Here is a 16,891-nt window from a genome sequence, read left to right as displayed (position 1 = left end):
TCTGGTATTTGTCTTGACCATCGAATAGGTAAAGGTTCTGTGCATTTAGCTAAATAGATTTGTTTGTCTTTAAATTTAAAAGCAGATTTGGTAAATTCGGCACTTCCTCCTTGATGTTTTTTCTTAAAGTTAGGATACTTATTACGACCAGCAAAGAAATTAGTGAAAGCTGTTTGTAGGTGTCTTAACCCTTGTTGTAAAGGTACACAGCTTACTTCATTGAGAAAGTTTAATTCTTCTTGCTTTTTCCAATCGGTTAGCATTGAAGAAGTTTGAGCGTAGCCTACTCTTTCTTGCTTTTCGTACCAAGCTTGTGTTCGTTCGTGGAGAGCTTTGTTGTAAACTAATCTTACACAGCCCAAAGTGCGCCGCAATAGCGACTCTTGTTTTGGTGTGGGGTAAAATCGGTAAGAATAGGCTTTTTCCATATCTCACATTTTAGCATATATTTCGTAAACGATGCTCATATTTAACAGTAAAGCCGTCGTAGAACGACGGGGTTTCAGAACCAAATTTTCGATGAAGGTTTAACAAGGTTTTACCTATAATGTCGGCTTGAAGGAACTCTCGGTTTCACCTCGGAGATGAAAGGTTCCGCCAGCATAGAACAGCGAAGCACGACAGTGTCAACTGATAGGCTGCCACTAGATAGCGAAGCTGTTCGTAATTTAAATTGCTTGTTGAGACGAGGCAAAAGACAAGAGGCAAAAGGCAACAGTAAAGGGATTGGGGGAAGTTCGGCTAATCTAAGAATAAGCGGTTTAAATCCTTCCTAACACTAGATAACGAAAAATATACTCAACTATCTCTAAATAATTCTCGGTAGTTTCTAGAGACTCACCCCACACCGTCACGCCATGGTCAGAAATCAGTAAAGCGGGAATTTCTGGGGGGAAAGTTGAGAATCTACTTTCTATTTCTGCGGCAATTTTCGGCACATCGAGATAGTTAGCAAAAACTGGCATAAATACTCGGGGATTTTCTACCCAAATACCTAAACCTTTCAACATTTCTAAGGGAGGTAACGATAACTTACCCAGATAAGCAAAACGGCAAACTAAATTCGCTTCCACCGAGTGGACATGATAACAAGCTTGCGCTTGGGGAAAGAGACGATAAATCACCTGATGAATGCTAGTTTCGGCCGAAGGACGATTATCCCGATGAGCTAATTCTCTGACTTTTCCCGTCAGATCCACGCGCACAAAATCCTGTTCTGTGAGTTTACCTTTACTTTTACCACTGGCAGTAATCCAAAAACTATGATCATCAACTTTAGCGGACAAATTACCTGCCGTGCCAAGCATCCAACCCAGTTGATAAAATCTTCGGGCAGCTGCCACTAGAGATAAACGAGGATCACTCATGGTTTTTAGAGATATGGTGGATAGGGAGTAACTATTATAACAAGTTGAAGCCCGCAGACGACCCACTCCTCAGCATAGCGGGTTGAGGTAGTTTATTCCGGATAATCTCGCTCAAAACTAAAGCCAAGGCAGAATAGAGTGAGGAACCGGTGAGTCAAAAAGAAAATTTAACCGTGGCAATGTGTTGGGAGTGTGTTAGGTTAAAGATAATTGCAGCTTTGATGAATCGAGGGTTGAGCCGTGAATAACAACTTTTTCCGCAGCTATTCTGTCAATGATTCTGGTTTGGGTTGTTTCTTATCTTTGATTTTAGTCGGATTGTTGTTAGGCTCGATCGGACTGGGTTGGTTAGTCAATAGTTTTTTAATTCTCGTGGCATTCCTGATATTTTCCCCTGTGATTGCTTGGGGAATTTTTCGCTGGTGGTTGCGACGCAATTTAGTTGAAGATAGCTGTCCCGTCTGTAGCTACGAATTTACGGGTTTTAATCGCACGGAATGCCAATGTCCTAACTGTGGTGAACCATTAAAAGTGGCAGGGGGTAAGTTTATTATTCTCACCCCTCCCGGTACGATCGATGTACAGGCGATCGAAGTACCTAGCCAACAGTTAGAAGATTAGGGTCAAACCATCACCATCTAGGCACGCGCACCAAACTGAAAGCGGGGGTTCTGAATTTTAACAATAACAGCAGTCCCAGCAGGTGAATTGACCAATGAACGAGAACTAAGCCCCAAATAATTGCAAAAATCAAACTACTAACGGCAAGAGCTTTAAAAATATCATTATCGGTCTTTTGATACCAGAGAAGACTAAGGAAGGAAAGCAGTAGGAGTAGAAGCGGAAAAAGTGGGGAGAACATGGGGATCACCATTGGGTGAGGGGACTGTTTTCACATCCATAGCCTATCATTTTCCCTTGACGGCTACGGGTAGCAGCGGTTACATTCTTCCCTATTTGTCATAAATCTTTAGAATCAAATGAAAAAGTTTACAAGCCAGTCTTTTAGCCTAAAGGTGGCGCGACAATCATCCTCATTGTAACGTAAAATAGCCGCCAATAAAGTCCGATCTCCTGTTTTTAACCACTGGTCATACCACCAAACGCATTGATCCCCGCTTACTCCTCGATCGCGCCATTGAAAGCCAATCCAGTTAGCCAGGGATTTTAAAGAATAACTTTCCACGGGAAAAGTTACCGAGTTAACTACATGATAGTGCAGATCAAAACAGCGAGAAACTAACTGATTAATCAAAGAAGAAGGGGTTTTATAAAGATAACCTAATCGTTTAATTGTTTCCACTTCGTACTCAGAAAAGTGAAAAATTGGTGCTTGATAATCCTGCATGACTAAGGTTAAAAATTCCTGCCAAATCCTGCCTTCATCTTCTGGCTTTTCTGCCAAAAAGGGATAAAATTGCTGGGTATTAACTCGATGGTCAACCCGTAAAACCCCCAAAAGATAATCTAAATTCTGTTCTGGTTCCGCTTCGATGTCAAAATAAAATTCAATCTCGGCCCTCGGTAGGGGGGACAAATAGGCAGTTTTGCCGTTGCTTTTGCGAAAGGCCCGATTTTCAATAATTGCTTGGGCCTGTAATTGTAACTGATTAGCCACCTCTAACCCCATCCCCTCCCGCGTACGAGTAGGACAGGTAAGTGCCAGGGATTCCATGGTGGAAACCCCCAAAGACTGTAAAAATTGGTAACGACTGGGAGTTACCCCCGGGACTAAAGAAAGATGTTGACTCGCTTGGGCGATACCATAACAGTGACTATACCAATGACATAAACTGCAACGCTGACGCGAGATGAAAACTTCTGGTTCTTGCCGATTAATCACCATTTCGCCGAACTTTTTGATTATTTCCTCTAGTTTAGTTAACCAGAGATTCAATTCCACCCGATAGCGATTATGACGACGTAGGACAATTTCGGCATAACTGGGAAAAACTCCCTGCATACTGGCTAATAAATAGGCGTAAAAAGTAGCCAGCATCTTATATTCAGGCTTAGGACGGCGACCGAGTTGAATATTGAGGGGATAATAAATCCAATCGCCAAATTTCGACTCTCCTGTCTGTTTAATTAATAAATGGGGGGAACCGGTTAAAGAGACGGGATAGCCGGATTGTAAAAGGACTCCGTGATAAATACAGGGTACCCCCTGACCCATCAAAGCTTCCGTTTCCCTAGCGGCGGCTAAAATATCCGTGCTGGGAGTAGTCAGGGAACAATAATCGGGATAGGAGTCTTGCAGGACTTTTTTAACGTGACTTTGACTCTCCTGACGCAATTTAAGCAAAAAATCTCGCTCAGGGTCTTTTTCTTGGCTATTGCCGTAGAGATTTAAAAACCCACGGCGTTGACAACGTTGGTAGTCTAGAAGTAGATCATCGGTCAGTAGCATTATATACAAGGAGAAAAGTTAAGCTTTCCTGGACCAGTGAGTTGACACTCCCATCGCAATCATGCGAGGGATTCTTGGTTGATTGACTTAAGTTGTCTTGGTAGGAGTTCGGTAAGGCTCACTCGAGCCGTATTACTACCAACCAAGATAGAGCTTAAATCTCCCCAAACTGAGCGCAAGTCGAGGTGCCAGTTTCCAATATGCCCTATCGTAGCTTTTTTGAGTATATTTAATGCCGCCATCTTGTCCCTATCTTCCATATACCCACACAAACAAACATGAGTTCTGACTGATAGAGACTTTTTGACTAACCGACCACAGTTAAGGCATTCTTGACTTGTATAGGCTAGATTAACTGCAATAGTTAATCGGCGATATTTAATACCAAAATACTCAAGCCATTTTCTTAATGGCGACCAACCTGCGTCATTAATACTCTTGGCTAGTTTTTGATTACGCACAAGGTTTTTGACTTTTAAATCGACCTGAGCTATCAAGTTGTTTGACTGAATTAAACGGAGTGCCAATTTTTTAGCAAACTCTTCTCGCTGCCTACTTACTTTAAAATCTCCCTTGGCGTACTTTTGTCTAGCTTTTTTGTAGTTATTGACTGCTTTTGTCTTCTGTTAAACTTTTTCGACTTTCTTCTATTCAGTTTATTAAGGCGTTTTTCTGATTTTCGATAATACTTAGGAGGCTCTACTGTATTCCCGTTGCTGTCAGCATCAAGATCTTTTAGTCCCACGTCTAAACCTACACATTTTTTAGTAGGCTCTAATTGTGGGGTTATATCTCTAATATCGAGTTTTAGCATTAGCTGGCAGTCGAAATGTGTCGAAGTGCTGTTCTATACTGGTTGGCCTTTCATCCCTCGGTAAAACCCTGTCCATTAGTCACATCTTTCTTAACATTTCAACCCTTTGTACCACAGCGCTTTCAAGATTCGGTTAACAATCTGTAATATTCCTTGTTGACACCCTTACTGACAAAGAAAAAACTGAAATCAAGTCAGGATAAGGGTTGGAGTGCTTACTGACAAAATTGTTAAGAAAGTTATCCATAAGGGATAGGGTAAAACCGAGGGTTCCTTCAAGCCGACATTTTAGGTAAATATTTAGTAAGCAGAAATTAATCATCCCTCTTCGGTCTTAATCTTAAGTAACAGTGAAAAGTTCTAGCGGATTGGGTTAAGATCGAGACGTAACCCGAAAAAAATTGCAACAGGAATCGGTGGAAACCCCTCCGGTGGGTTATTAACGGAAATTTTTTTACTGGCAATCCCTATGAACTATCATCCGCCCTCACAGCCCCTGCCCGCCCCCTGTATTATTGATTCTGGCGTGGTCATCGCTAAAGAAGATATGCGTCGTCTCCTCGATGATATCGGACGAGTTCGCTACATCCATAGTCTCGAAGGGGTGATTCAGAGTGAAGGAGAGGGATGGATAGTGGAAGTTTTCGCCGATTATCAGCAAAGCACCCTAGTTGCTAACTACAGTCTTTATCTGAATACCTATAGCTTCGATTATCTGCGTCTAACCCGCTCTCCCGACGGTGAAACCTATTTTGATCTGGTTCAAGACAATCGGCAATTACGGCTAATTCCCCTGAGTAATCCACTGCAAGATCCCGATATGAAAGCCCGTCTCAATGCCGATACCCTTGAAGCTATGGTTACTCAGGTTCTTTCTGCTAAGTGGGATGTGCAGTTTGAAGACGAAGACGACAACGATTGCCCCTTTTAGGCAGCGAGCAAAAATACTGATAACCGATAACTGATAACTGAAACAGTGGGATTTTCCTTTGAATTAATCGCCCAGTGTCCCCAAACTGGTGCGCGGGTTGGGGTTTGGCATACTCCCCACGGACCGGTAGAAACACCCCGTTTTATGCCTGTGGGAACTTTGGCCACAGTGAAAGGTTTGACCCCCGCTCAAATCGCCAGCACGGGAGCGCAAATGATTCTCGCTAATACCTATCACCTGCATCTGCAGCCCGGAGAAAGTATCATCGAGAAAGCGGGAGGTTTACACGATTTTATGGCATGGAATCAGCCAATATTAACAGATTCGGGTGGATTTCAGGTATTTAGCCTTAGTCAACTGCGGCAAATTAAAGAGTCGGGAGTCACCTTTCGATCGCCCCGGGACGGTAGAATAATCGAAATCACGCCAGAAAAATCGATTCAGATTCAAAATGCCCTCGGTGCTGATGTGATTATGGCCTTCGATGAATGTCCCCCCACGGGAGTCAGTCATGAGACCATGAAAGCATCTATAGAACGCACCTATCGCTGGTTAGAGCGCTGTCTGACGGCCCATCAACGACCTCAAGAACAGGCTTTATTCGCCATAGTCCAAGGGGGAATCTATGAGGATTTACGGGCAGCGGCGGCGCAATCTTTAGTAAAACTCGATTTACCCGGTTATGCCATCGGTGGCGTGAGTGTGGGGGAAGAAACGAGCCTAATTCATCGCATTGTCCAGATAACTGCCCCTTTACTCCCCGAAAATAAACCCCGTTACCTGATGGGAGTGGGAACCTATCGAGAAATGGCCAAGGCGATCGCTAGTGGCATAGATCTGTTTGATTGCGTTATTCCCACCCGTTTTGGTCGCCATGGCACAGCTTTGGTGCGGGGAGAGCGTTGGAACCTCAAAAATGCCCGTTTTAAGGAGGATTTCGCCCCTTTAGACGAGACTTGTCCCTGTTACACCTGTCAACACTTTAGCCGTGCCTATCTGAATCATTTAATTAAATCGGGGGAAATGTTGGGTTATATTCTCTTATCTCTGCACAATATCGCCGAATTAATCAGATTTACCCGTGAAATTCGTCAATCTATCTTAGGGGGGACTTTTGCCCAAGATTTTGCCCCTTGGCTTGAGGATGCCGTAGATGTTACCCCAACGTGATAAAATTTCAGGAAACGTTTAAAAATTTTCTTGTCAAGGTAGATAGAGAGATGGAAACTGCACTTTTGTTCGCCAAATTGCCGGAAGCATACCAAATTTTCGACCCCCTAGTCGATGTGTTGCCCCTGATTCCCCTATTTTTCCTCTTGCTGGCCTTTGTTTGGCAAGCATCCGTCGGTTTTAAATAAATCGACTTTCAATTATCAGTTATCAGTGAGCAGTTATCAGTGATCAGTTATCAGTAACCAGTTATCAGCTTCTGAAGGCAAGAGGCAACAGGCAAGAGGCAAAAGACAGAATCTGACAATTCTCCTACCTCAAAAGAAGGTTAGATACTAAGCACATCAAAGCTTTTAGCTTAACCAATTAGGTCTGAGATTCGGCCCTTGTTATCAGATTTGAGTTTTAAGTGAGTGGTATTAAGTGAGGAGTACGAAATGACATTAACACTGCTGTCTTTTCACTGCTTACTGTTTACTGATTACTATTTACTGAAAAAGCTTCCCAGATTAAAACAAAGTCCCGGTTAAATCAGCACCAGTTAAGTCCACATCTTCTAAAATTGCCCCGCGCAAATCCGCATAACTGAGATCCGCACCCCGGAAACTGGCCCCGGTGAGATCGGTGATAAATCCGTCTCTTTCGGGACTAGCACGAAAATTAACCCGGCAAAGTCGGCAATTAGCGAAATTGGCTCGATATAACAGGGATCCGCTCAGATTAGCATAGTTGAGATCGGCTCCGCAAAAGTTAGTTTTGCCCAAGTCCGTGCGTTGGTCGGAAGTGGAGCGAAAATCCGTATCGATTAATAGGGCCTGCTGGAGATTAGCACTGTTGAGATTAACACCGTTTAAGACGGCTTTGGTTAAATAAGTGGCTTCTAAATTGGCTTCGATGAGATTAGCTCCGCTTAAGTCCGCATCGCGTAAACAAGCTCGATAAAAGTCCACTTGACTTAAATCTGCTCCCCAGAGAATCGCCTCACTTAAATCCGCTTCCCTCAGCAGCGATCGCGCAAGGCGTATTTTTCCTAACCGGGCCTGTCGCAGATCTGCACGGCAAAAATTGACTCCTGGGAGGGAAATATTAGTTAAGTCGCCTTCCCGCAAATTAATCCCCTGAAAATCTCTTTCTCCCTCCCGATAGCGTTGACAAAGTTTTTCTACGAGCATGGAAATTTTTCCTTATCATAATTGAGGCAAAATGTCAAGGGTTTAGCGATTTTTATTTAGGGAGATGGAAAGCCGGCAGACTCTCGAATTCCCGGGCCCGTTGACGCATTTGCTGACTAATGCGATCGCAAACCACCTGACAGAGATCATAGATCACGGGGTCGGTAATTTGATAGTAAACGCTGACTCCTTGGGGTTGCCGCGAGATAATTCCCGCTTGGGTTAAAGCTTTCAGGTGTTTGGAGAGATTGGCTTGACCTAGTCCGGTAGCTTCAGCGATTTCTTTACCATTCATCGCGCCTAATTGCAAGCAACTGAGAATCTGTAGGCGACTGACTTCCGACAGGACTTTGAAATAGTCCGCCACGGAAGCGAGGACGACGCTAGAGGTTTGGGGGGAGAAACTGTCTAACATAGGTAGGTAATAAAGTGACCAGTTAAAAAGGCTGACAATAGGTGATCGTTTAAAACTTTATAACTATTGACTACTATAGTTTAACTGGAGAGGTAACTAGAGTCTAGTCTGCAAGCTCGATCGAGAGCGGTAAAATCTTCTCCATTAAGATTTGCACATCTGCCTTAGTCATGGTACTAAGGGCATAACCTTGATAGAGATAGCCAACTCGATCAAGGTGTGTAGTCTAAATTATCTAATTGTCGGATATTAAAAGTCATAACTCTAGTTTTCCTGCGAGGCCTGCCTTTAATTTTAGGGGATTAGCTGACCGACGGCCAAACTGACGCTAAAATAGTCTTTGCTGTCCGGGGTTGTTGCTTGCTCCTGACGGTGGTTGTAACCGGTAACTGAACATGACTTCGATTCGTCAACTGCATCAACAACTCGTTAATAAAGAAAAAACAGCCGTCGAAATCGCCACAGAATTTCTCGCTCGTATTCAAGCGATCGAACCACAAGTAAAAAGCTTTCTCCATTTAACCCCGGATTTAGCCCTCGCACAAGCCCAAAAAGTGGACGAGAAAATCGCCAGAGGTGAATCTCTGCATCTGTTAGCAGGTATTCCCATCGCGCTAAAAGATAATCTCTGCACCAAGGGTATCCCCACCACCTGCGCTTCTCGGATTTTAGAGAATTTTGTCCCCCCCTACGAGTCCACCGTTACCCAAAAATTACGGGATTTAGGGGCAGTTATCGTCGGTAAAACCAATTTAGACGAGTTTGCCATGGGTAGTTCCACGGAAAACTCCGGTTATCACGTTACTGCTAATCCTTGGGACTTATCCCGGGTGCCGGGGGGATCTTCCGGGGGTTCGGCTGCGGCTGTGGCCGCTCAAGAATGCGTGGTGGCCCTAGGATCGGATACCGGGGGGTCAATTCGTCAACCGGCTTCATTTTGTGGCGTTGTCGGGCTAAAACCGACCTATGGCTTAGTTTCTCGCTTTGGTTTAGTGGCTTACGCTTCTTCTCTCGATCAGATCGGTCCCTTTGGTCGTACCGTAGAAGATGCGGCGATTTTATTACAAGCGATCGCAGGTTACGATCCCCAAGATTCCACCAGTCTCAATCTGCCGATTCCCGACTATAGCCAATTCCTGAAAACCAGTTTAAAAGGGCTAAAAATTGGCGTAATTAAGGAAACTTTCGGGGAAGGGTTGGATCAGGTGGTTGCCGAGGCAGTTAATCAAGCTTTAGCGCAGTTAAAGGCCCTCGGTGCCACAATTAAAGAGATTTCCTGTCCCCGTTTCCGTTACGGATTGCCCACCTACTACATTATCGCCCCCTCGGAAGCATCAGCGAATTTAGCCCGTTACGATGGGGTTAAATACGGTATTCGGGAAGATGCCGATAGTTTGATTGATATGTACACCAAGACTCGCGCCAAGGGTTTTGGTGCGGAAGTCAAGCGCCGGATTATGTTGGGAACCTATACCCTCTCGGCGGGTTATTATGATGCTTATTACCTGAAAGCGCAAAAGGTGAGGACTTTGATCAAAGAGGATTTCGATCGAGCTTTTCAATCGGTAGATGTGTTAGTTTCTCCCACTTCACCGACCACAGCCTTTAAAGCTGGGGAAAAAACGGCGGACCCTCTGAGTATGTATTTATCGGATTTAATGACTATTCCCGTCAATTTAGCCGGTTTACCCGGGTTAAGTCTTCCCTGCGGTTTTGATGGGCAAGGTTTGCCAATTGGTTTACAATTAGTGGGTAATGTGCTGCGCGAAGATCAATTATTTCACGTCGCCCACGCCTACGAACAGGCCACCGATTGGCACAAACGTCAACCATCTTTTACAAATTGATACAATTGCCGGTGGCTATCTCTTAATTGGGGACAAGTTACCGAAAAAGCTGTTACTTCGTCATCCCAATTGCTCAAAAACAGGAGCTTCCTGAAGAACACAATAAAAAACTGCTGCTAAACTGGAGGCCTCTTTTTGAGTTTAATTGCGTGAAAACTGACAGTATTTTCTATCAACTCTTACAAAGATTTCCCGCTTGTTTCTTTGATTTGTTGAACCTTCCCCCCGAAACCGCCAATTCTTATCAATTCTCCTCGGTGGAAGTTAAACAATTGTCCTTTCGTCTCGATGGAGTTTTTTTGCCTGATACACCCAATCAGCCTATTTATTTCCTAGAAGTACAATTTCAGAAAGATAATAGGTTTTATTCCCGTTTCTTTAGTGAAATCTTCCTCTATCTCCACCAAACGGACTTAAGCAACAACTGGCAGGGAGTAGTTATTTATCCTCGGCGTTCAGTGGAAAGCGTAGAGACGGCTCGTTATGGGGAGTTAATCAACTCCAGCAGAATTTTACGTTTTTATCTCGAGGAATTAAGAGAAGGGGAATCCCTGGGAATATCGATGTTACAATTAATTATAGCACCAACCGCCAGAGCGATCGAGCAGGGAAAACAATTAATTCCACGGATTAGACAAGAATTCCCTAAGTTCAAACAACAGCAAGAACTTTTAGAATTGATAGAGACAATCTTGGTTTATAAGTTACCCCAAGTCAGTAGAAAGTAGATAGAAGCGATGTTTAGTTTAAGCGATTTAAAACAAACTAAAGTGTATCAGGAAGCTTTAGAGGAAGGTAGAGAGGAAGGTAGAGAGGAAGGTAGAGAGGAAGGTAGAGAGGAAGGCCGACAAGAAGGCGAATTAGCGGCAAAATTAGCCTCTATTCCTCGCTTATTGGCCTTAGGATTAAACTTTGAACAGATAGCACAAGCTTTAGAATTAGAGATCGAACAGGTTAGACAAGCGACTCAAGGGGAATAGGAAAAGTTCAAACTTTGATAAATTAATATAATTGCTGGTGGCTATCTTTTGCCGGTAGCCATCAAGTAAATCGAAGAATAAAGTAGGTGGGGTTGAACGATAGTGAAACCCAACACTTAAGTAATTGGGTTGGGTTTAGTCAAATAAATTCCTGTAAAATAGCTTCGATTTGTCCTTTTAGAGGAGGAATATCATTTTCAACAATATCCCAAATAATCTCTAGATTAATACGAAAATATTCATGAATAGTTAAGTTTCTTAGATCGCTGGCATCTCGCCAAGGAACTGCGGTATATCTTGCTTTAAATTCTTGAGAAGTTGCTCTAGCTGCTTCACCAATAATTTGTAAATGATAGACAATCCAAGTTTGAATTAATTCTTGTTGTTCAAACACGGTTTTTCCCTGTCGAGCATACTTTTCTACACGCTCAATTGCTTCTAAAATATCCCGCAAGCGTTCGGTATCATCCCTCATAGTGGTATTGCTTCTTTAAGTACGCGCTCTCTGATCCTATCTTTAAGTCCCTGTTCGGTAACAATATCAACTTTGCAGCCTAACAAGTCTTCCAGTTCTCGAATTAACGGCAAGGGAAACCAGGGACTCCGACGTTCGCTACAATAATCAATTAATAAATCAATATCGCTTTTTTCGTCAGCTTCTCCCCGTGCAACAGAACCAAAGATTCGCACGTTATTTGCGCCGTGTTTAGCAGCAATAGCAAGGATTTTTTCTCGTTTGTTCTTGAGTAATTCGTCAATTTTCATGATCTACTTAGTTTGCGATAAATTTTGTCGAAAAAAGCTTCCTTGTACCGATTCTTGGGGTAGGGATTTAGTTTGTTTCTCACTCTTTATTTAGGGCTTGCTGAATATTGGTAAAAGCTTTACTAGAAAAGGGTTATGTGCTTTTTTTTCAAAAAAAGTGCAAGAAACAAAGGTTGAGGAATCGATCTGAGGGACTTAAAACCCTTGCACTTTCATTAAACCCTTCTATCCAACGTCCATCATACCCTATTTAATCTTGCTTCCGATAGTGTTGGGTTTCTTGCCTTTAACCAAACCAAAGCGACAAGACGGCGATTAAACTATACAATAAAAAAAGAAGACCATACCCTAAAACAGACATTCGTATTCTTCAAGATACCAGTCTCTCCATGCTAATCGTGGCAAATGCCCACGAGGAGCATTTAAACTAAATGTTAATACTGCTCGTTATGGGGAGTTAATCAACTCAGGCAGGATTTTACGTTTTTATCTCGAGGAATTAAGGGAAGGGGAATCCCTCCACCCTACCCCCACGAAAAACTTTTTGCCGCAAACCCTAATTAACCCTGAATTGCTTTAGCTAGTTGAACGTGAAGTTTATGACTGGCTTTAAAAGCCATGTAATGAGCGGTGGGAATGGTTCCCAGTAAACTCAAATCACCAATTAAGTCCAATAATTTATGTCTTGCTGGCTCATTATCAAAGCGTAAAGGAGGATTTAACCATTGATTTTGATCGCAGATCAAAGCATTTTCTAAACTGCCTCCTTTAATTAAACCAGCCTTTTGCAGATATTCAATTTGATCGGCAAAACCGAAAGTCCGAGCATCTGCGATCGCATTTTGAAAACTTTCTTGATTAGGACTCCAACTATACCATTGATTACCGATCGGTTTATAAGTAAAATCGATGCCGTAGGTAAAACGTAATTCAGGGGAAGGAATCGCCGCCACAAAAGCATCCCCTTCGTACAACCAAATCGGTTGAGAAATGGTTAAATCTGATGGAGAAAAAGAGTTATTTAAACCAGCATTTTTGATCGCTTCCACCCAGATTTTGGCCGAACCATCGAGGAGGGGAATTTCCGCACCATCCACCTCAATGCGAGCATCCTCTACCCCCAAAGCGGTTAAGGCCGCTAATAAATGCTCAACAGTTCTAACCTTTGCTTCTCCTCGTCCCAATTCTGTTGATAAAGTCGTTTGGTAAACCGAAGAAACTAGAGCGGGAATAATCGGTTGATTGGCTAGATCTCTGCGGACAAAATAACGTCCTTCTCCTGGATTTGCCCCACAGACGCGCACCCGTGTTATCTCCCCCGAATGCAGTCCAATTCCCGATAATTCAAATTGTTTAGAGATAGTAGAAACCATAATTATCAAGTAATAAAGCTTTTATCAGTGAACAGCAAAAATAACTAAATTCATCGATAACTGGTAACTGATAACTGATAACTGATAACTGATAACTGATAACTGATTAGAATCGTTCCCCGATACCGAAATGGATACGAGAACTACCATCGACATTAAAACCGTAGTCAACCCGAATTTGGCCGACAGGAGATTGTACCCGAACACCTAAACCGTAACCGAGACCAGTACCGGGTAAATCCCGGACAATACCGGGTTGACCGGGGACATCACCTTGGGAACCAATAGTAGTGCCGAAATCGACAAATAATGCCCCTCCGATAATTGCCACAATGGGAAAACGATATTCGGCCGTCGCTTGGAAATAACTGCGACCGCTACCCACTTCTCCCTCGGCGTAACCCCGTACAGAGTTACTACCCCCAACAATAAAAGCATCGTAGGGGGGTAAGTCGCCTAATACTGTCCCTGCTTGCACATTAAAAGCTAGGGATTGCTGACCTTTAAAAATATCGGTTTCAAAGAGATTAAAGGGATTAATAAACCGAACGGGGATAAAGTAACTGTAACTACCCCGAACACGAGTTCCGAAAATACTGCCAGAACCAACCGGGACAGTTTGTTCTAAACCTAGACGCAGGAAAGAACCACTGGTGGGTTGCAGGGGATTGTCGCGAAAATCTTGAATAGCGCCAATATTGAGGGAAAGTAGATCATCGGTCCCAGAGGAACTAAACGCCAGTTTTTGACTGCCAAAACCATTGAGAGGTGCAGACAGGGGGGAGATGTCACCATTGGCATTTTGCACCTGTACCTGTTGATAGTTAAAGCCTAGGGAAACCACCCATTTTGGTTTCGTAAACACATCAGGGGCCAAAGGACGGACAAAAGTAATACCGCCACCCGTCCGGACGATACGGGGACTATCATTATCGTTAAGCGTCCGAATTGAGGAATCTTCCCCATCATAAACTAGAGAAATCGACTGTCGCCGGAAAACGTTGACCGTGTAGGAAGTACGGAAATTATCCGTGGCAATCCAAGGATCGGAAAAACTCAGATCGAATAAAAATTCCCGTTCCCCTAACTGAACTTCTGCCCCTAAAGTTTGGTTATTACCGCCAAAATTGCGCTGCTGATAGCTGACAGTGCCGAATAAGCCTGCATTCGAGCTAATACCACCCCCAGCGGCTAGGGAACCCGTATTACCTTCCACCACATCGACGTTAACAATCACCTCCCTTGGGTCGCTGCCGGGGGAAAAAGACAGACGCACATCCTCGAATAAACCGAGACCGAAAACACGCTGTAAATCCTGTTGGGCCGTATTGCGGTTGAAAATATCCCCCGCTTTTAGGCGCATTTCCCTAGTAATGATAAATTCTCTGGTTTTAGCCTTGACTGGTTCCTGTTCGACGTTAAAATAACGTACTTGAATTTTTTCGATTAAACCTTCGGAAATGACCAGAATCACCCGACCATCGGGATTGACTTGCGGCGCACCGATCACCTGGGCTAGATCATAGCCGTTTTTGCTGTACCAGTCATTGATTTTTTTTACCCCCGCCTGTAGTTCCCGTAAATTCAGGGTTTTGCCGTATTGACTAGCGAAAATTTCCTCGACCACCCCGGCAGGTAAAATCGATTTGTCCACGGTTTCTGGGGCAATTTGAATCTGTACACCCTGAAAAACGGGGTTAGGTTGCACCTCAAAGGTAACTCGCACTCCTAGGGGCGTATCTTGGGGAACTGCCCGCACATCGGCAAAAAAGCCCGTGGCAAAAACGGCGTTAATATCTTCTTGTAATTGCGATCGAGTCGCGCTTCGTCCGGGTCGGGTGCGAATGGTGTTATAAACTAGATTTTCTAATTCTCGATTAGCCCCTTGTACTACCACTTCAGCCACCAAAACCCGCGACTCCTCCGCCGGTGCCGGTGGAGCTGCGGTGGGAGTTTCCGGAGGGATTGGGTTTTCCGTCGGAGTTTCCGTCGGTGGTGCCACGGGTGGAGTAGTTTCTCCGGTCGCAGGAGGAGACTGTACTAGCTGCTCGACGCGGGGAAAAACCGTCTCTGGGGGTTCTTCTTCGGCCATGACCGTCCCGTGAAATAATCCGAAAATAGCCAGCAGCAGGGCCAGCGAGGAGTATCGCCTCGAAAAATTGAGATTTTTAAGCACTTCCACACACCCAGTAACACCATTATGGTTTTGTTTGTTTTCTCTGCCCGAGAAATTTAACGAACGTTAAAACTCTAGCAGATCGCTTACTCTCAGTAAATCCCAGCTTGACCGGTGATTCAAGAGATGCTGCCTCAGGTCTGATATTTGTCAGCCGTCAGCATTAAGTTTTTATCTTGCCATATCTTAGCTTTTTCTGGTTTGGCTCTATCCCAATTCACCATCGAGAATTATTGCCACCTCGGTTGGCGCACAATTAATTACGCCAGGGCAGCTGTTAACGTCTTTTTTGTAATAACTGTACCAGTTGCGAGACCTGTTGGCGATTGAACATTTGCCGCAGGGTACTAGCTGCTAATTCGGGTTCTAGGGTAATCAGGATTTGTGGTAATTTGGCGGTGGCTAATAATTGCAATTCTTGACTGACGGTGATTTCTTCCCCGCGACCCCATGCTAATAAATCACTGGCTTGTTTTAATTCTTTAATGATAACTGGGGCGAGAGTACGGTAGGAATGTTTGGGGTTAGCCAGAGCCGATTGAGCATTTTTAACTAAATATTGCCATTGTTGCTGTTCTGAAGCCAATTGAGACAGAGATGAAATTAATTTTTGTAATTGCTGACGGGAAGCGCTGGTTTCTTGCTGTTTAAACAGTTGTAACATCTGTTTGAGGATATCTCTGACGCTAATGGAGATAGAAGGGGCTGCCGCAATAGCAGAGGTAGATTTTCCCTGGCCGAGAAGATAGTTAAGATGGGCCTGTAATTCGGCAAAAGTCGCTTCACCGTTTTTAACGATGGCGTTAGCTTCCTCGCTTTGCAAACCTAAGGGCTCCTGCAGCTTATCGATTAATACCTGAAGCAGATCATAACCCTTGAGGAACAAAGACTCTAATTTTTGATCGACTTCTAGAGGATTTTCTTTCAGTATTTTAAGAGCATCCTCAAGACGGTGAGCAGTTTTTTGGATACTACCATAACCTAACATGGCCGCCCCCCCCTTGACGGAATGGACGGCACGAAACATCTCGTTCATCTGTTCGTTGTTGTTGACGAGATTGCCTAAGTCTAAAATACCCTGTTCTAAAGTTTCCAGGTGTTCTTTTGCTTCTTCGATGAAATAGCCGAGAATTTTCTGAGCGTTAGCAGAGTCCAAAGTCTTATCCCCCTTATCACGATGCTGTTTAGTTCTAGATTGCCCAGTTTTTCAGTAAATATATCACTTATCAGGCAATGGCTAGGAAAACTAGACCCGACGGGGACAAGTTAATACCATTTTTCTGGCTCTTCGTTACTCTTTATGCTAAATCAACAGACAAGATGCCAAGACAACATACTTCTAACCCAAAAATTCCGAAAGTTTCTAAAGCCATAGCCTCTCCGTTTTATTAGTTTAAGTTTATTGTTGATTCCCTCGACCACCCCATTAGTTGTCCTTCGCTCGAAATAACTAATGATTTCTCCAAACCAG

The 16,891-nt window shown here is 43.8% G+C and carries 17 protein-coding genes and 3 pseudogenes; 6 read left to right on the top strand and 14 right to left on the bottom strand.

Translation table 11 applies throughout. The annotated features are described in order from the left end of the window. Together PN470_RS02660 and mtnB are read right to left on the bottom strand one after the other, a co-directional pair. Positions 1–428: RNA-guided endonuclease InsQ/TnpB family protein (locus tag PN470_RS02660; protein ID WP_272103573.1), on the bottom strand; the 428-nt coding region annotated here is incomplete at its 3' end. 333 nt (positions 429–761) lie between these two features. Further along, a complete protein-coding gene (gene mtnB / locus PN470_RS02655; protein WP_271935827.1) occupies positions 762–1,367 on the bottom strand; it encodes a methylthioribulose 1-phosphate dehydratase in 606 nt (201 codons plus the stop codon). 240 nt (positions 1,368–1,607) lie between these two features. On the opposite strand from mtnB, the gene PN470_RS02650 reads away from it, so the two are divergent. Next, the gene (locus PN470_RS02650; protein ID WP_002738992.1) at positions 1,608–1,988 is read left to right on the top strand and encodes a hypothetical protein; all 381 of its coding nucleotides are present in this window, start codon (positions 1,608–1,610) and stop codon (positions 1,986–1,988) included. A gap of 10 nt (positions 1,989–1,998) precedes the next feature. Here the strand turns inward: PN470_RS02650 and PN470_RS02645 are convergent, their stop codons facing one another. The 3 genes and pseudogenes from PN470_RS02645 to PN470_RS02635 form a co-directional block, all read right to left on the bottom strand. Next, entirely contained in the window at positions 1,999–2,241 is a 243-nt protein-coding gene (locus PN470_RS02645) for a hypothetical protein (protein WP_002738501.1), read from the bottom strand. Positions 2,242–2,343: 102 nt separating this feature from the next. Further along, complete coding sequence (locus PN470_RS02640; RefSeq protein WP_272103575.1) at positions 2,344–3,777, bottom strand: TM0106 family RecB-like putative nuclease; 1,434 nt, start codon at positions 3,775–3,777, stop codon at positions 2,344–2,346. Positions 3,778–3,836: 59 nt separating this feature from the next. Further along, a pseudogene (locus tag PN470_RS02635) lies at positions 3,837–4,597 on the bottom strand (RNA-guided endonuclease InsQ/TnpB family protein); the annotation flags it as partial. Positions 4,598–5,060: 463 nt separating this feature from the next. Between PN470_RS02635 and PN470_RS02630 the strand changes: the two are divergent. From PN470_RS02630 to PN470_RS02620, 3 genes are read left to right on the top strand one after another with little or no spacing between them, the layout of a single operon-like run. Continuing rightward, positions 5,061–5,522: a hypothetical protein gene (locus PN470_RS02630; protein ID WP_002738355.1), complete on the top strand. Its 462-nt coding sequence runs from the start codon at positions 5,061–5,063 to the stop codon at positions 5,520–5,522. A 45-nt stretch (positions 5,523–5,567) separates the two neighbouring features. After that, positions 5,568–6,692, top strand: a complete 1,125-nt coding sequence (gene tgt / locus PN470_RS02625; RefSeq protein ID WP_002738723.1) for a tRNA guanosine(34) transglycosylase Tgt — start codon at positions 5,568–5,570, stop codon at positions 6,690–6,692. A gap of 50 nt (positions 6,693–6,742) precedes the next feature. Further along, the gene (locus PN470_RS02620) at positions 6,743–6,880 is read left to right on the top strand and encodes a photosystem II reaction center protein K (protein WP_002739211.1); all 138 of its coding nucleotides are present in this window, start codon (positions 6,743–6,745) and stop codon (positions 6,878–6,880) included. Between the two features lie 321 nt (positions 6,881–7,201). On the opposite strand, the gene hetL is transcribed toward PN470_RS02620, so the two are convergent. The 3 genes and pseudogenes from hetL to PN470_RS22305 all read right to left on the bottom strand — a co-directional run. Continuing rightward, positions 7,202–7,864 (bottom strand): heterocyst differentiation pentapeptide repeat protein HetL, encoded by a 663-nt coding sequence (gene hetL / locus PN470_RS02615; protein WP_271935829.1) that lies wholly within the window; start codon positions 7,862–7,864, stop codon positions 7,202–7,204. 52 nt (positions 7,865–7,916) lie between these two features. Next, positions 7,917–8,279, bottom strand: coding sequence for an ArsR/SmtB family transcription factor (locus tag PN470_RS02610; protein ID WP_002738764.1), 363 nt, complete (start codon positions 8,277–8,279; stop codon positions 7,917–7,919). 106 nt (positions 8,280–8,385) lie between these two features. Next, positions 8,386–8,539 (bottom strand): annotated as a pseudogene (locus PN470_RS22305) (DUF6398 domain-containing protein); the annotation flags it as partial. A gap of 135 nt (positions 8,540–8,674) precedes the next feature. On the opposite strand from PN470_RS22305, the gene gatA reads away from it, so the two are divergent. Further along, on the top strand, positions 8,675–10,126 hold the full coding sequence (gene gatA, locus PN470_RS02605; protein ID WP_002739155.1) for an Asp-tRNA(Asn)/Glu-tRNA(Gln) amidotransferase subunit GatA: 1,452 nt from the start codon (positions 8,675–8,677) through the stop codon (positions 10,124–10,126). A gap of 149 nt (positions 10,127–10,275) precedes the next feature. Continuing rightward, a pseudogene (locus PN470_RS02600) lies at positions 10,276–11,106 on the top strand (Rpn family recombination-promoting nuclease/putative transposase). A gap of 139 nt (positions 11,107–11,245) precedes the next feature. Here the strand turns inward: PN470_RS02600 and PN470_RS02595 are convergent. The 6 genes from PN470_RS02595 to PN470_RS02570 all read right to left on the bottom strand — a co-directional run. Continuing rightward, the gene (locus PN470_RS02595) at positions 11,246–11,581 is read right to left on the bottom strand and encodes a HepT-like ribonuclease domain-containing protein (protein WP_002739256.1); all 336 of its coding nucleotides are present in this window, start codon (positions 11,579–11,581) and stop codon (positions 11,246–11,248) included. Next, positions 11,578–11,871, bottom strand: coding sequence for a nucleotidyltransferase family protein (locus PN470_RS02590; RefSeq protein WP_002738918.1), 294 nt, complete (start codon positions 11,869–11,871; stop codon positions 11,578–11,580). Before PN470_RS02590 ends, PN470_RS02595 begins: the two co-directional genes overlap by 4 nt. Before the next feature lie 560 nt (positions 11,872–12,431). After that, entirely contained in the window at positions 12,432–13,244 is an 813-nt protein-coding gene (lpxC, locus tag PN470_RS02585) for a UDP-3-O-acyl-N-acetylglucosamine deacetylase (RefSeq protein WP_002738636.1), read from the bottom strand. A 106-nt stretch (positions 13,245–13,350) separates the two neighbouring features. Continuing rightward, positions 13,351–15,336 (bottom strand): BamA/TamA family outer membrane protein, encoded by a 1,986-nt coding sequence (locus tag PN470_RS02580; RefSeq protein ID WP_271935831.1) that lies wholly within the window; start codon positions 15,334–15,336, stop codon positions 13,351–13,353. A gap of 361 nt (positions 15,337–15,697) precedes the next feature. Next, positions 15,698–16,576 carry an Hpt domain-containing protein gene (locus PN470_RS02575; protein ID WP_271935830.1) on the bottom strand — a complete coding sequence of 293 codons (879 nt, stop codon included), beginning with the start codon at positions 16,574–16,576 and terminating at the stop codon, positions 15,698–15,700. A gap of 152 nt (positions 16,577–16,728) precedes the next feature. Next, positions 16,729–16,891, bottom strand: a 163-nt coding sequence (locus PN470_RS02570; RefSeq protein ID WP_193746259.1) for a transposase, incomplete at its 5' end; no start/stop codon positions are given.

The sequence above is a fragment of the Microcystis sp. CS-574 genome, from assembly GCF_028329095.1.
Taxonomy (GTDB): domain Bacteria; phylum Cyanobacteriota; class Cyanobacteriia; order Cyanobacteriales; family Microcystaceae; genus Microcystis; species Microcystis ichthyoblabe_A.
This window is presented reverse-complemented; position numbering and strand designations above follow the sequence as displayed.